The 14,578-nt window shown below is 68.7% G+C and carries 14 protein-coding genes and 1 riboswitch; of the genes, 4 read left to right on the forward strand and 10 right to left on the reverse strand.

The annotated features are described in order from the left end of the window. Nucleotides 1-189: 189 nt before the first annotated feature. From tilS to ACWDUA_RS22975, 3 genes are read right to left on the reverse strand one after another with little or no spacing between them, the layout of a single operon-like run. On the reverse strand, nt 190-1,143 hold the full coding sequence (gene tilS / locus ACWDUA_RS22965; protein WP_449753329.1) for a tRNA lysidine(34) synthetase TilS: 954 nt from the start codon (nt 1,141-1,143) through the stop codon (nt 190-192). Continuing rightward, on the reverse strand, nt 1,122-2,252 hold the full coding sequence (locus ACWDUA_RS22970) for a zinc-dependent metalloprotease (protein ID WP_449753330.1): 1,131 nt from the start codon (nt 2,250-2,252) through the stop codon (nt 1,122-1,124). Before ACWDUA_RS22970 ends, tilS begins: the two co-directional genes overlap by 22 nt. Then, nucleotides 2,249-3,706 (reverse strand): D-alanyl-D-alanine carboxypeptidase/D-alanyl-D-alanine-endopeptidase, encoded by a 1,458-nt coding sequence (locus ACWDUA_RS22975; protein ID WP_449753331.1) that lies wholly within the window; start codon nt 3,704-3,706, stop codon nt 2,249-2,251. Before ACWDUA_RS22975 ends, ACWDUA_RS22970 begins: the two co-directional genes overlap by 4 nt. Nucleotides 3,707-3,788: 82 nt before the next feature. Here ACWDUA_RS22975 and ACWDUA_RS22980 point away from each other — a divergent pair, with 82 nt between their 5' ends. After that, a complete protein-coding gene (locus ACWDUA_RS22980) occupies nt 3,789-4,271 on the forward strand; it encodes an inorganic diphosphatase (protein ID WP_053776078.1) in 483 nt (160 codons plus the stop codon). Nucleotides 4,272-4,368: 97 nt separating this feature from the next. On the opposite strand, the gene ACWDUA_RS22985 is transcribed toward ACWDUA_RS22980, so the two are convergent. Then, the gene (locus ACWDUA_RS22985; RefSeq protein ID WP_449753332.1) at nt 4,369-6,090 is read right to left on the reverse strand and encodes an MDR family MFS transporter; all 1,722 of its coding nucleotides are present in this window, start codon (nt 6,088-6,090) and stop codon (nt 4,369-4,371) included. Further along, nucleotides 6,087-6,593, reverse strand: a complete 507-nt coding sequence (locus ACWDUA_RS22990; RefSeq protein ID WP_449753333.1) for a MarR family winged helix-turn-helix transcriptional regulator — start codon at nt 6,591-6,593, stop codon at nt 6,087-6,089. The genes ACWDUA_RS22985 and ACWDUA_RS22990 overlap by 4 nt, the downstream gene beginning before the upstream one ends. A gap of 188 nt (nt 6,594-6,781) precedes the next feature. Between ACWDUA_RS22990 and alc the strand changes: the two genes are divergently transcribed. Further along, on the forward strand, nt 6,782-7,765 hold the full coding sequence (alc, locus tag ACWDUA_RS22995; protein WP_449753334.1) for an allantoicase: 984 nt from the start codon (nt 6,782-6,784) through the stop codon (nt 7,763-7,765). Nucleotides 7,766-7,870: 105 nt separating this feature from the next. Here alc and ACWDUA_RS23000 read toward each other — a convergent pair whose 3' ends face one another. Together ACWDUA_RS23000 and ACWDUA_RS23005 are read right to left on the reverse strand one after the other, a co-directional pair. Beyond that, a complete protein-coding gene (locus tag ACWDUA_RS23000; RefSeq protein ID WP_449753335.1) occupies nt 7,871-8,314 on the reverse strand; it encodes a hypothetical protein in 444 nt (147 codons plus the stop codon). After that, a complete protein-coding gene (locus tag ACWDUA_RS23005; protein WP_449753336.1) occupies nt 8,311-9,705 on the reverse strand; it encodes an aminotransferase class V-fold PLP-dependent enzyme in 1,395 nt (464 codons plus the stop codon). Before ACWDUA_RS23005 ends, ACWDUA_RS23000 begins: the two co-directional genes overlap by 4 nt. 18 nt (nt 9,706-9,723) lie before the next feature. Beyond that, a riboswitch (SAM riboswitch) is annotated at nt 9,724-9,837 on the reverse strand. Nucleotides 9,838-9,929: 92 nt separating this feature from the next. Between ACWDUA_RS23005 and ACWDUA_RS23010 the strand changes: the two genes are divergently transcribed. Further along, nucleotides 9,930-11,036: an isochorismate synthase gene (locus ACWDUA_RS23010; protein WP_449753337.1), complete on the forward strand. Its 1,107-nt coding sequence runs from the start codon at nt 9,930-9,932 to the stop codon at nt 11,034-11,036. A 22-nt stretch (nt 11,037-11,058) separates the two neighbouring features. Here the strand turns inward: ACWDUA_RS23010 and ACWDUA_RS23015 are convergent, their stop codons facing one another. From ACWDUA_RS23015 to ACWDUA_RS23025, 3 genes are read right to left on the reverse strand one after another with little or no spacing between them, the layout of a single operon-like run. Further along, nucleotides 11,059-12,264, reverse strand: coding sequence for an O-succinylhomoserine sulfhydrylase (locus ACWDUA_RS23015; RefSeq protein ID WP_449753338.1), 1,206 nt, complete (start codon nt 12,262-12,264; stop codon nt 11,059-11,061). Further along, nucleotides 12,261-12,674 (reverse strand): rhodanese-like domain-containing protein, encoded by a 414-nt coding sequence (locus ACWDUA_RS23020; RefSeq protein WP_449753339.1) that lies wholly within the window; start codon nt 12,672-12,674, stop codon nt 12,261-12,263. Before ACWDUA_RS23020 ends, ACWDUA_RS23015 begins: the two co-directional genes overlap by 4 nt. Then, nucleotides 12,671-13,174, reverse strand: coding sequence for an Rv0361 family membrane protein (locus ACWDUA_RS23025; RefSeq protein WP_449753340.1), 504 nt, complete (start codon nt 13,172-13,174; stop codon nt 12,671-12,673). Before ACWDUA_RS23025 ends, ACWDUA_RS23020 begins: the two co-directional genes overlap by 4 nt. Before the next feature lie 112 nt (nt 13,175-13,286). Here ACWDUA_RS23025 and ACWDUA_RS23030 point away from each other — a divergent pair, with 112 nt between their 5' ends. Beyond that, entirely contained in the window at nt 13,287-14,351 is a 1,065-nt protein-coding gene (locus ACWDUA_RS23030) for an ABC transporter substrate-binding protein (RefSeq protein WP_449753341.1), read from the forward strand. Nucleotides 14,352-14,578 lie beyond the last annotated feature (227 nt).

A 14,578-nucleotide genomic window follows, 5' to 3' on the forward strand; every position in this document is an offset into this window, starting at 1 on the left:
ACCACAGGATGTCCCGGTTGTGGCTCAACCACCACAGGATGGCCCAGTTGTGACTCAACCACCAACGCCCAGTTGATGGTTGAGCCGACGAGGAGCGCAGCGACGAGGCGTGTCGACACCTCCACCGGCCGACCCCGAATCGCAACCACCTCGGGGCGGTCACGTCCCGACGCAAGACAACAGTGGTGCTCAGCGAGGCAGGTCGGTGATCGTCACACGGTCGCCGGCCTGTTGCACCACGCGACGATACTGCGGGGTCCCGCCGATCGCGACGTGCCCACGGGTGTGACCGGCGATCAGGGCGTCGACGGCACCGATCACCCTACTCGTGGGCCCGGTGGCCCCGACGTCGTGCAACCATCGACGGATCACCCTGGTGCGTAAGGCATCCGGGAGGACGACGAGGTCGCCGACCACCAGATCCATCGAATCGCCACCGGATCGCGCGTCGCGGTAAGCCTTCTCGGCGAGGGCGTCGAGGGCGTCGTTGTCGGCTCGCAGCGCGGATGCCGTGCGCGCCAACGCCGCCACCGCACCACCGTGCAGTACGTCCTCGAGCAGCGGGAGTACCTCCGCGCGAATCCGGACCCGGGTGAAACGCGGGTCGCGGTTGTGCGGGTCGGCGTGTGGCGCCAGGCCCCAGTCGGTGCAGGCGCCGACCGTGTCGGCGCGGCGCAATCCCAGCAGGGGCCTACCCCACGGCTCCGACCACGGCCGCATCCCGGCGATCGAGCGCGCCCCGGAACCCCGGGCCAGGCCGAGCAGGACCGTCTCCGCCTGATCATCCATGGTGTGCGCCAACAATACCGGCAGCCCGTTCCGCGCCTTCTCGAGTGCGGTGTATCGCGCCTCCCGGGCTGCGGCCTCCATCCCACCGTCGTGGCCCACCGACACCTCGAGGACCTCGGCGCGTGCCCCGACGGCACGGGCTGCCCGTGCCGCGGCGTCGGCGACGTGCGCCGATCCGTGCTGCAGCCGATGATCGACGACGAGCGCCCGCACCGACAGCCCGGCGTGCACCGCAGCCGCGGTGAGCGCCAACGAGTCCGGCCCGCCGGACAGCCCGACACAGACGTCGTCGGTGCGCAGATGGTCGGTCGCGAATGCCACGACCGCCCGGGTCACAACACCCGCGCGATCCATCTCGCCGGTTCGTCGATCTCGTCGGGCAAGGGCATGGTCTCGGCGGAGGTCCAGATGGTGTTGAAGCGGTCCATCCCGACTGTCGACACCACCTCGTCGACGAACGCCTTGCCCCGGATGTACTGCGCCAGTTTTGCATCCATGCCGATCAGGGCGCGGATGATGCGCTGCACCGGATTTCGCGGTCCGGTGCGCCGCTTGTCGAAGGCCGCACGGATGGCGGCCACCGTGGGCACCTGCGCCGGCCCCACGGCGTCCATCACGTGGTCGGCGTGGCCTTCCAGCAGGGTGCCGAGCATCAGCATCCGGTTGAGGGCGTCATACTGCTCGGGGCTCTGCAGCAACTGCATCGCGCCGATCACACCCTTCTCGCGGGGCCGGTCGCCGCGGAGCATATCGGTGACCCGGGTGGCCAACTCCCCCACCGACTCCCCGGTCTCCGAGGTGAGGATCGCGATGTTGTCCAGCATGTAGTCACGCAGCCACGGATTTGCCGAGAACTGCACGCGATGGGTCACCTCGTGGAGACACACCCACAGCCGGAAGTCCGACGGCACCACCTTCAGGGCGCGTTCGACGCCGACGATGTTGGGCAGCACCAACATCAGGACGCCGGGATCGTCGGACCCCTCGGGCCCGGCCGAGAACGGGTCGTACTGGCCGAGGATCGCCGAGGAGAGGAAGGCCAGCAGCCCCGAGGCCTGCAGTCCGCCGATCCGGCCGGAGAGACCCGGGGAGGGGTCGGGGCCGTCGATCGCGCCGGACAGCATCGACCGCATCGACAACGCCGCCGCATCGATCCACTCGTCGCGTTCGAGGACTCGCGCGGCGGGGACGGCGAGACCGTCGGCCAGACCGGTGACCTCACGGACCGGACCCTCGGCGCGGACCGCGGCGTCGGCGAGCTCGGACCGCGCCGCATCGCGAGTGTAGGCGGTCATCCTGGGGCCGGGCCGCGAGAGGCGTTTGCCGACCCCCGCGGCGAGACCCCAGTCGATCTTGGCCCCCACCAGGTCCGGGTGCAGGGCCCGGACCGAACCGGACAGACCTGGGCCGGACCGGGCCGAACCGGAGGGGGAAACCTCGGTGGACGTGCTGTCTGTGCTCATCGGCATCCGCACTCTCTCAAATCACCCGGGATCGCATCGAGTGCCGGACGCGCATCGGTGGGCGAGGTTCCACCCGACATCAACGCGAAGGACAACACACGCCCGTCGACGGTCTGGACTATCCCGGTCAACGAACTGACCCCGGTCAGTGTTCCGGTCTTGGCGCGCACCCACCCCGCGCCGGGGTTGGTGTCGGCGTCGAAGCGGTCGGCGAGCGTACCGGTGCCGGCGGCGATGGGTAGTCCGTCGAGCATCGGCCGTAGTTTGTCGTCGATGTCGACCGACGGCGCCCCGGCCGCGGTGGACGTACTGCCCGGCGACGTGGCCGGTTCGGTCGGCCCACTCGCCGCGGCCATCAACTCGTCGAGCACCGAGGCCGGGACGAGGTTGCCGTAGGACAGCCCCGACGAATCGGTGAGGGTGACGCCGGTGGTGCGGATACCGTTGTCCGCCAAGGTCTTCACCACCGCGTCGGCGCCGCCGGCGAGGGTGGCGGGACCCCCGCGCGCCACCGACAACTCGATCGAGAGCGTCTCGGCGAGCACGTTGTCGGAGAAGCGCATCATGTCGTTGACGCGGGTCACCAGCGGCGCGGAGGTGACCGTCGCGATGGTGCGGGCGCCGGCCGGGGCGGTGGCCTCGGTGACGTCGGTGGACACCCCGAGCGCCTCGGCGAGGGCCTGACCGGCGGCGATCCCGGGATCGACGACGCGCGGCGAGTACTCGTCGAGCGGCTTGGTCCGTGCACCGTCCACCATCAGCGACTCGATCGGGGCGATGTCACCGCCGGCGATGTCCCGGCGATCCCAGGTGGAGTCCATGGTGGGTCCGCTGAACGCGCCCAGGTCCACCGCCACCGACGACACCTCGACGCCGGACCGCCGGATCTGGTCGGCGAGGTCGGCGATGCGCGAGGGCTCGGTGTAGAAGGTCTCGGCACCGGTGGGTTGCGCCGACAACGTCGGGTCGCCGGCGCCCTTGATGATCACCCGGCCGCCGGTACCGACCACCACGGTGGTGCTGATCCGCTTGTCGTGCGGCAGGGCGAGGAGCACCGCCGACGCGGTGAGGATCTTGGCGTTGGACGCGGGTGTGCGCGGACGGTCGGCACCCTGTGACCACAGCACGGTTCCGGTCAGCGAATCGCTGATCTGGCCGGTCAGGGTGCCCAGCGCCGGGCTCTTCAGGGATGCGGCGATGGCGCGGCCCACCCCGGCGGCGGTGGGTTGCGGAGCTGCGGCCGACACGGCCGCGATCTGCGGATTCACGGTGATCGCGGCGGGGCGGTCCGGGGTACCCGGCGGCAACGGTTCGGGCTTGGTCACTTCGCGGTAGGTGACCACCGATCCGATGGCGATCACCGCGACCAGGATCACCGTGAGCAGAGACCACACGATCCGACGACCTCGCCGCCGCGGCCGATTCGCGGGAGCGGGTCCGCGTTGTGTGCCCACACATCCTCCGGGTCTCGAACGTCGACGCAACGCCTCCCACAGTATCGTTGAGCCCGACCATTGCCACGATCAAGGAGGAAGCGTGGAATTCGATGTGACCATCGAGATCCCGAAGGGTAGCCGCAACAAGTACGAGGTCGACCACGAGACCGGGAAGATCTACCTGGACCGGTACCTCTACACCGCCTTCGGCTACCCCACCGACTACGGCTACATCGACAACACCCTCGGCGAGGACGGCGACCCGCAGGACGCGCTGGTCCTGCTGCCCGAGTCGGTCTACCCGGGCGTCATCGTCAAGTCGCGCATCGTCGCGATGTACACGATGACCGACGAGGCCGGCGGCGACGACAAGCTGCTGTGCGTCCCGGCCGGTGACGTCCGCTGGGATCACATCCAGGACCTCGGCGACGTCCCGGAGCACGAGCTCAAGGCCATCGCGCACTTCTTCGAGCACTACAAGGACCTCGAGCCCGGCAAGGAGGTCACCCCCGGTGGCTGGGTCGGCCGCGAAGAGGCCGAGAAGGTCGCACAGGCCTCGGTGGAGCGTTTCGGCTCACACTGAGCGCCCCGTCGGCGACAGACACCGCTGCCCACGACCGGAGAAGGTCGTGGGCAGCGGTGTCTGGACCGAATCCGTCGTCTGGACCGGATCGTGGCGATCAGTCGACCGGGGTACCCTCGGGCGCACCGATCGGGCGTCCCCGCCGCAGGGGCAGCTCCTTCCAGGTGACGGTGCCGAGGATCGCGAGCAGCGACACGATCGACACGGTCAGGAACACGGTGTCCATCGAGTCGGCGAACCCGGTCATGATCGGCTGCGAAAGACTGTCGGGCAGTTTCGCGATCACCGAGGTGTCACTCATCACGCTGTCGGCGGAGCCGCTTCCGGTGTCGCTGCCCTGACCAGGATTCTGCGCGGCCTCGACCAGTGCCTGCCCGAACGCCTTGACCTGCGGATCGTCGGAGCCGACGGCCTCGACGACCCCCGCCGAGAAGCCCGGTTGGTGGGCGGCGGCGGTCATCTGGTCGGAGATGTTGGGTCCGGTCAGTGAGAACAGCAGGGAGAAGAACACCGCGACGCCGAGGGTGGCCCCGATCTGCCGGAAGAAGGTGGCGGTGCCGGTCGACAACCCCATGTCCTTGGGCGGCAGGATGTTCTGCATCGCCAGGGTGATCGGCTGCATCAGGTTGCCCAGTCCGAAGCCGAGGAGTGCGGCGTACACCATCACCAGCCACACCGGTGTGGACGTGGTGATCAGGTGCAGGAGGAAGGTCGCGATGGTGATCAGCACCGATCCGACGATGGTGAAGATCTTGTAGCGCCCGGTCCGCGAGATCAGCTGACCGGACACGATCGACCCGCTCATCAGGCCGACCACCATGGGCAGCATCTGCAATCCGGCGACCATCGGACTCGACCCGCGCAGTACCTGGAAGTACTGCGGCAACATCGAGATCCCACCGAACATCACCGCGCCGACGACCATCGAGATGACGATGCCCTGGGCGAACACCCGGTTGCCGAACACGCGCAGCGGGATCAGCGCGTCGTCGCCCATCTTCTTCTCGATCCAGATGAACACGGCAAGCCCGATCACACCGATCGCGTAGCAGAGCACGGCCCGTCCCGACCACCAGCCCCAGATCCGGCCCTGTTCGGCGACGATCAGCAGCGGTGCGACAGTCACTGCGAGCGCGGTGGCACCCCAGTAGTCGGTGCGGGTTCCGGTGCCCTTGTTCTGGTCGTAGTTGAGCACCGCGTACACCACGAACAGCGCGATGATGCCGATCGGGACGTTCACCAGGAACACCCAGCGCCAGCCGGAGATCCACAGGATCGACGACTGACCGGCGAAGAAGCCACCGAGCACCGGGCCGAGCACCGAGGACGTGCCGAACACGGCCAGGAAGTAGCCCTGGTACTTGGCACGTTCACGCGGCGGGACGATGTCACCGATCGTGGTCAGTGCCAGGGTGAACAGACCACCGGCACCGAGGCCCTGCAGGGCGCGGAACCCGGCCAGCATGTACATCGAGGTCGCCATGGAACACAACAGGGAGCCGACGACGAAGATCGAGATGGCGAGCAGGAAGAACGGCTTGCGTCCGTAGATGTCGGAGAGCTTGCCGTACAGCGGCGTGACGATGGTCGAGGTCACGAGGTAGGCAGTGGTGACCCAGGCCTGCATGTCGTAGCCGTGCAAGTCGTCGGCGATCGTGCGGATGGCGGTGGAGACGATGGTCTGGTCCAGCGCGGCCAGGAACATGCCGATCATCAGGCCGGCCATCACGGTGAGGATCTGCCGGTGGGTCAGCCCCGCACCGGCGTGTTCGTCCTCGGCGGCTGCGGGTGTGGCCGCCCGTGTGGGGTTGTCGGTCATCGTGATCCTTTCGAGGCGTGGTCGGTGGACGTCCCGGGGCCATCGGGTCGCCCGCAGTCGGGCACGAGGAAGGTCTCGGCGGCGTCGACGAAGCGGGCGAGCAGCGTCACCAGGGTGGCGAGCTCGTCGTCGGTCCAATCACCCATGGCACGGTTCATGGCCTCGCGTCGGATCGAGCGCATGGCCTCGACGCGGTCCCGACCGGCGTCGGTGATGACCAGCAGGGTGGCGCGACCGTCGGCGGGATCGGCCTCACGGCGCACCAGCCCGAGGTCGACGAGTGCTGCGACGTGCCTGCTCACCGTCGACGGGTCGGCGGCGAGCTGTGCGGCGAGTTCCCGGGACCGCATGGGGTTGTGGGAGAGCGGGAACAGCGCCTTGAAGGCGGCGGTCTCCACCTCGCCCGCCGATGTCCGGAAGGTGGTGTGGACAGCCCGTTCGCGGAAACGGACGAACCGGATCAGACTGTCGAACAGCTGGTCCATGAGTTGGGGGTCGAGCATGCCGGAATCCCGTCCAGGAGTGAAATGTCCGATTTACGTGCAATGAGCAACTAGTTGTGGTAAGCAATTAGTTGGCGCCAGCAAGTATGCGCCCCGATTCGACGTAGGGCAACACCCCACTAGGATCAGAACTCGTGACCCCGCAGCCGCCGCCGCCCCACTCAGGTACTCGCCCCCACTTCACTTCCATGCCTGACCTGGCGCTTCGCGATCTCGGTGGCGCAGTGGTGTGGTGCAACGACGACCTGTTCGCCGAGACCCAGAACCTGATCAAGACCGGCCCGGCGGAATACCGGCCTGCGACGTTCGGACACAAGGGCCAGGTCTACGACGGCTGGGAGACCCGCCGACGACGCAGCGACGGCGTCGACCAGGCGATCGTGCGCCTCGGCGCCCCCGGCGTGGTGTACGGCGTCGTTGTCGACACCTCGTGGTTCAAGGGCAACTACCCGCCGCTCATCTCGGTGGAGGCCACCGCCGTGGAGGGTGTGCCGTCGGTGCAGCAGCTCCTCGATGACGCCGAGTGGACCACCATCGTCGACAAGAGCCCGGTGGACGGCGACACCCGCAACCCGTTCAAGGTCGACGCCACCAACCGTTTCACCCACGTGCGGCTCACCATGCATCCCGACGGCGGGGTCGCCCGATTCCGGGTGCACGGCCGCGGCGTCCCCGATCCCGCGTTCTTCCGCTACGGGCACTTCGATCTGGCCGCGCTGGAGAACGGCGGCCTGATCACCGCGTGTTCCAACATGTTCTACAGCTCGCCCAACAACCTGCTGATGCCCGGCCGCGCCCGGCACATGGGTGAGGGCTGGGAGACCTCGCGCCGCCGCGACGACGGTAACGACTGGGTGCAGGTGCGCCTGGCCGGACAGGGCCGCGTCAGCCTGGTGGAACTCGACACCAGCTACTTCCTGGGCAACGCCCCCGGCTCGGCGATGGTCCGCGGCCGTGACGGCGAGACCGGCGAATGGTTCGAGGTGTTGCCGCGCACCGATCTGCAGCCCGACACCCGGCATCGGTTCGTCATCGACCTCGACCGTCCGATGACCGAGGCCAGGATGGATGTGTTCCCCGACGGCGGCATGGCCCGGCTCAAGCTCTACGGCGTGCTCACCGACGACGCCGAGACCGCACTGATCGAGCAGTGGGAGCGCGGCGAGGCCTGACCGGGAACACCTGGGAGAACCGACGACACAAGCGCGGCAAGACCGGAGGTCTTGCCGCGCTTGTCCATGGGATGTCCGTATCCGCGCCCCGCGGGGGTCGATGCCTCAGGCCGCGCGCACCACCGTGGACACCTCGGGCAGGACGAGCTCACGGATGCGGTTCTCGGTGGCCGACCCGTCGAGCGGGACGAGCAGGACCGCGTCGGCGACCTCCGCGGCATAGATGTCTCGGATCAGGGTGAGCAGGCCGCTCGGTGTGCCCACGTAACGCACTGTGCCACCGTCGAGTTCGTCGGGCAGCTGCGCCACGGCCGCACGTGCCGACGCCGGATGCGGCGCGATGGCCACCTCCACCTCCAACGCGACGCTGAAGTTGGCGGTGTCGCGGGAGCCTGCACGCAGCAGCGAACGTGCGCGCTGGGCGTCCCGCAGGGTGGGGCGGCGGACGACGATCGGCAGCTGATCGGCCGGGACGTCGCCGGCGAGCGCAACCTTCAGCGGCGGGCGGCCGATGCTGAGCAGACGGTGGTCGGCGAGTTCGATGGTCATGACGTCGTTTCTCCGGTGCTGGTGTGGTGAGTGCTGATCGGGTGGGAGTGGTGGATCTCGGTGCGCCGTACGGCGTCGGCCCGGGACGCGGCGGCGCCGGTGAGGCGGCCGATCGCGTCGACGAGGCGGTCGATGTCGGCGGAACCGGTGCCGAGGCCGAAGCTGGCGCGGACCGCGCCGTCCGGCCGGCCGAGACGGTTGAGCAGCGGATGCGCACAGAACTTGCCGTCCCGGACCCCGATGCCATGGTGATCGCTCAGATACTCTGCCACCGCACGCGGCGTGTGACCGTCGACGTCGAATCCGGCGATCCCGACGCGATCGGGTGCATCGTCGAAGATGCGCAGCGGCGTGACACCGTCGATGGCCTCGAGGCCGGAGTCGAGCCTGTCCCTCAGGACGTACTCGTGGTGTCCGATGGTCTCGAAGCCGATCTCGGTGATCGCCTCGCAGGCCGCGGCGATGGCGACGGCCCCCAGGACGTTCGGCGAGCCGCCCTCGTGGCGGGCCGCCCCGGTGTGCCAGGCGGTCGACGCACAGTTGGCGTCGGGCTCCCCCACCACCGCGACGGCCGCCGAGGCGCCGCCACCGGCCAGGTAGGGGTCGGCGGCATCGAGCAGGTCGGAGCGCCCGATCAGCACCCCCGCACCGAAGGGCGCATAGAGCTTGTGCCCGGAGAACACCAGGTAGTCGATGCCGTGGCTGACCATCGACACGGGCCGATGGGCGACCAGCTGCGCCGCATCCACCAGGATCCGGGCGCCCTGACGATGCGCGATCGCCGCGAGTCGGCCGATCGGCAGCACCTCGCCGGTGACGTTGGACGCGGCGGTCACCGCGAGCAGCGCGGCCGGGGCAGCGGCCAGTTCGCATTCCACCGCGTCGAGGGTCGCGTCGATGGTGTTGCGCGCGGTCACGATCCGGGTGGCCCCGCTCTCCCGCGACACCCAGGGCAGCAGATTGGCGTGATGCTCGATGTCGAGGACGACGACGTCGCCGCGGACACAGTGCGCGGCGAGGTTCAGCGCGTCGGTGGTGTTGCGGGTGAACACGACGGTGTCATCGGTGCGGCCACGGACGAAGCGCCGCACCGTCTCCCGGCACTGTTCGTACCGGCCGGTGGTGACCTGCGACAGGTGGCCGGCACCGCGGTGCACGCTCGCGTATCCGGCGAGGGCGGTGCTCACGGCCTCGGCGACGGCAGTCAGGGCCGGGGCACTCGCCGCGTAATCGAGTTTGGCGTAACCGATCTCGGAACCGTCGGCGAGCGGGGCGCCCTGGTCGGCACCGACGACGGCGGCGAGCGGGGCGATCACGATGTCGCGGACCGCATCGGTCGCCGCGACGGCGGGAACGGTGGGAATGGTTGTCTGGCTGACGACAGCAGTCATCGATCGAACTCCTCGGAGAATCCACGCTTGCCGTGCCCGGTCGGTACACGGCCAGGTCGTCACCCGGAGCACCCCACCGCGGAGGAGGGTTGCCGACCAGCGAGCCGGGGCTTGTCGCTGGCACTCATGACCTGCAACCAGAGTGGTCGATGCGGCGTCGGGGTGTCAATTTTCACCCACCGTGAGCGAAACCCCGCCGGCGGCGGCTCGGTAGGTTGGGAGAGGTGAGTCCCGACGTGTTCGTCCTGTCCCGGCCGCACGGCGTGGTCCGCGCCGCCGGCGTCCTCCGCCGCTATCCGGATGCGGCGGTCGCCGCCACCGATCTCCGAGAGCGGCGGGTCGACTCGGTGGTCGGCGCACTCGCCTTCGATCCGTCGGAGCCCTCCGCCCTGATCACCCCTCGCACGCTGCTCCACTCCGACGCCCCGCTCCCGAGCACCGAACCCACCGCACGACGGTTCACCTCGATCGTCGAGATCCCCGACCCGGCAACACATCTGGATCGGGTCCAGGCCGCCGTGGCCACCATCGCCGACGGCGGGTTGGACAAGGTGGTGCTGGCGCGGACACTCACCGGCCGACTCGACATCCCCGTCGACGTCGACGATCTGCTGGCCGCATTCGCGGGCGGCAACCACGAGCACAATGCGTTCGCGGTCGACACCGGAACCGGCCGACTGATCGGTGCGACCCCGGAGTTGTTGCTGCGCAAGCGCGGCCGGGAGGTCACCTGCCTGCCCTACGCCGGGTCGGCACCGCGTTCGGCAGATACCGCCGAGGATCGGCGATCCAGGGAATCCTTGGCCGATTCGGCCAAGGACCATCGGGAGCACGCCTTCGTCGTCGAGCATCTGCGGCAGTGTCTGGCACCGCTCGCCACCGACCTCGAGATCGGCGACAAGCCGGAACTGCTGTCCACCGGGGAGATGTGGCACCTGGCCACCCCGGTGCGCGCAGTGTTGGCCGAATCCGACTGCACCGCACTCGATCTCGCTCTCACCCTGAGTCCCACCCCGGCCACCTGCGGTACGCCGGCCGACGTCGCGGCACAGTACATCCGGACACACGAGGAACCGCGCGGCCTGTATGCCGGTGCGGTCGGTTGGGCCGACGCCGACGGGAACGGCGAGTGGATGGTCACCATCCGCTGTCTCGAACTCGACGGCTCCGGGACCGAGGTGCGCATGTGGGCGGGCGGCGGGATCGTCATCGATTCCGATGCGCGGGCCGAACTGGCCGAGACCACCGCGAAGTTGCGGACGGTGCTCAACGCACTCGGGGTCACCCTCGACGACCTTCCGGTCGCCGGGATGACCCCGCGTCAGAGCTGAGTGTCGATCGGGTCCGGGCGGTTCAGCCCAGGGCCTGATCGAGATCGGCCAGGAGATCGTCGATCCCCTCCAGGCCCACCGACAGGCGAAGTGCGGAGTCGCTCAGACCGATCGCCGCGCGCCCCTCCGGGCCCATCGCACGGTGCGTGGTGGTGGCCGGATGGGTGACCAGCGACTTCGAGTCGCCGAGGTTGTTGGAGATGTCGATCACGCGCAGGCGGTTGAGCACCTCGAAGGCCCGTGCCTTGCCGCCGACGCCGTCGTGGTCGTTGAGCTCGAATGTCACCACGGTGCCGCCGCCGGTCATCTGCTCGATCGCCAGCTCGTACTGCGGATGCGACGTCAGGAACGGGTACTTGACCCAGCGGACCCGCGGGTCGTCCTCGAGGAACTGCGCGATGCGCAGCGCCGAGGCCACCGACGCATCCACTCGCAGGCGCATGGTCTCGAGCCCCTTGAGCAGGGTCCACGCGTTGAACGGGCTCAGTGCCGGGCCGGTGTGGCGCATCAGGGTCTGCACCGGGCCGTCGATGTACTCGGTGGTGCCGAGCACCGCACCGCCCATGACCCGGCCCTGGCCGTCCATGTGCTTGGTGCCGGAGTAGACCACCACGTCGGCCCCGAGGTCCAGACCCCGCTGCAGCAGCGGAGTGGCGAAGACGTTGTCCAACACCACCTTCGCACCTGCGGCGTGTGCCAGCTCGGATACCTTGGCCACGTCGACGAGGGTCTGCATCGGGTTGGACGGGGTCTCGAAGAAGACCGCGTCGGCCGGCGTCGAGAGGGCCTGCTCCCACTGGGAGAGGTCCTCGCCGTCGACGAAGTCGGTGTGCACCCCCCACCGCGGCAGGATCTCGTTGGCCACCACGAAGCACGAGCCGAACAGGCTACGCGCGGCGACGAGCCGGTCACCGGCCTGGAGCAGGGCACCGAGCGCCACGAACACCGCCGACATGCCGCTGGCGGTGGCGAAGCATGCCTCGGCACCCTCGAGCAGGCGTAGTCGTTCCTGGAACATCTCGACCGTCGGATTCCCGTAGCGGGAGTAGACGAATCGCTCGTCCTCGCCGGTGAAGGCCCGCTCGGCGGCCTCCGCCGAGTCGTAGACGTAGCCACTGTTGAGGAACAGCGCCTCGGAGGTCTCGAAGAACCCCGACCGCGTCAGACCGCCGCGGACGGCGAGGGTGTCCGCGGACACGCCCTCGGGCAGGCTCTGCTTGTAGATCACGACTGCCTCCACGGAAGGTCGAGAGCCCGCCAGCCCGCGCCACCACGATGGTCGAACTCGTCGAGCGGCCCTTCGAATCCATCGATGACGTTGTAGGCCTTGGCGATTCCGTCTGCCGTCGCAGCCTCGGCCGCACCGATCGAGCGGTGTCCGGACCGGCAGAGGAAGATGACCTCGTCGTCGTCGGCGATCCCGGCATCACGCAGGTCGGCCACGAACGACTCGTTGGCACGGCCCTCGGGGAATGTCACCCACTCGACGAAAAGTGTTTGCTTGCCCAGGATCTCGAGATCCGGGACGCCGACGTAGGCCCACTCCGGTCGGGTGCGACAGTCCACCAGCTTGGCCTTGGGATCGTTCTCCAGCTTCTCCCATGCCTGCTGCGGGGTCAGATCTCCGGCATATGTCATGCCTTGCACACCTTCCAGTTGCCGTCCTCGCGCACGACCACCGTGTCGACGGTGTGCGTCTGGTCGGACTTCTTGTCGAATTGCCAATGTACCTTCGCCGTTGCCCGGTCGCCGTCGACGGAGACGTCGGTGATCTCGGGGATGATCACCCGGCCGTTGGCCTCCAACGACGCCTGGTTCTCGGTGGTGAAGGTCTGTTCCGACGGGAATTCCGTCGAGGCCAGTTCCGCTGCGCAGGTCGCCTCGCGATAGGCGGTGTAGTCGACGTTGTTGCGGGCGGTGTACCGATCGTTGATCGCGTACTGCACCTTCGCCGCGTCACTCGCCCGATCCTCTGCGGGTCGGAACAGATACGAGAGCCCGATCCCGAGCGCCGCCAGGGCGACGACCACCAGTGCGACCAGAAACGGCCAGGCATTCCGCCACGAAGGCGGTGGTGCGTCGTCGGGTTGGGGGTCGGTGGGCTCCGGCGCCGAACTCCTGCGCGCACCTTTGGCCATGACGAACAGTCTATCGACGCATGTCGCAGCCCTTGTCGCCGCCCTCGATCCGACCCATCCGACCCATCCGGTGCGTAAGGTGAGCCTCACCAAATGACCGGGGAGGCAGCTCATGTTCTGTATTCGAGACCACCGACGTCGCCGCACCGGCCCACGGGGCATCACCCGCCGGAACGGCACGCTCGCCGCGATCGCGCTGGCCACGACCCTCACCGTCGGGGCCTGCAGCTCCCCCGCCGGGGACACCGCCGGTGGTGCCACCGCGCCGACGCCCGAGGCCGGGGCGATCCCGGTCACCATCGCGCACGAATACGGATCGACCACCATCGACGAACCGGTCACCCGGGTGGCGGCAATGGGTGTGGGTGACGCCGACACCCTCCTCGCGCTGGGAGTGCAGCCGACCACGATCGCCCCGTTCGCCGACCCCAGCCGGCGGGTGACGCCATGGAATGCCGAGTTGCTCGGCGATCACGAACCGGTGATCCTGCCGAACGTCTCCGCGGAGTTCGGTGCGATGATCCCCAAGGCGCTCGCGACCGACCCCCAGTTGATCACCGCCGTCGGCGCGGCCCCCGACCGCGCCCAGTACGACAAGCTGATCGCCGCCGTCCCGACCATCGTTCGCCCCGCGAACTATCCGGACTGGCAGGTGCCGTGGGATGTGCAGGCCACCGAGATCGGCCGGGCCGTGGGGCAGCCGAAGGCGGTCGCCGACAAGATCGCGCAGGTCCGGGCACAGCTCGCATCGATCCGCACCGAGCACCCGGAGTTCACCGGCAAGACGGCGGTGGCGGTGACCCGGTCGGCTGACGGCTCCATCTCCGTGTACGGACCCGGCGACGGTCGCGGGCAGACCCTGACCGACTACGGGTTCGCCTTCCCCGACTCCCTGACATCGACCATCACCAGCGGCTTCTACGGAACGCTCTCCCCGGAGAACGTGTCCATGCTCGACGCCGCCGACATCGTCGTCGCCGTCGACTGGCAGGGATCCAACGCCAGACTGCAGTCCGATGCGGCCTGGAACCGGCAACCTTTTGTGACCGGCAAGCGGGTGGTGTACCTCGAGCAACAGGTCGGTTCGGCGATGTCGGTTCCCACCGTTCTGACCATCCCGTGGGTGGCCTCGCAGGCAGTCGGGCCGATCGCGGCGGCGGCCACAGAAGTAAGGTGACCCTAAACCGGGATTTTGGCTCAGGGCGCACAACGCCTACCGTAGAAGGGATAAGCGTCGACGCACCGCTGTGTACCGCGGGCGTCGGAGACATCGAGAACCGAGGTACCGACACCTTATGACAGATCAGAGCCGTCCGTTGCGCGTTGCCATCGTCGGTGCAGGTCCCGCCGGGATCTACGCCGCCGACGCGTTGATGAAATCCGATACCGCCAAGGACCGCGGCG

It is taken from the genome of Gordonia sp. NPDC003376 (assembly GCF_053589235.1).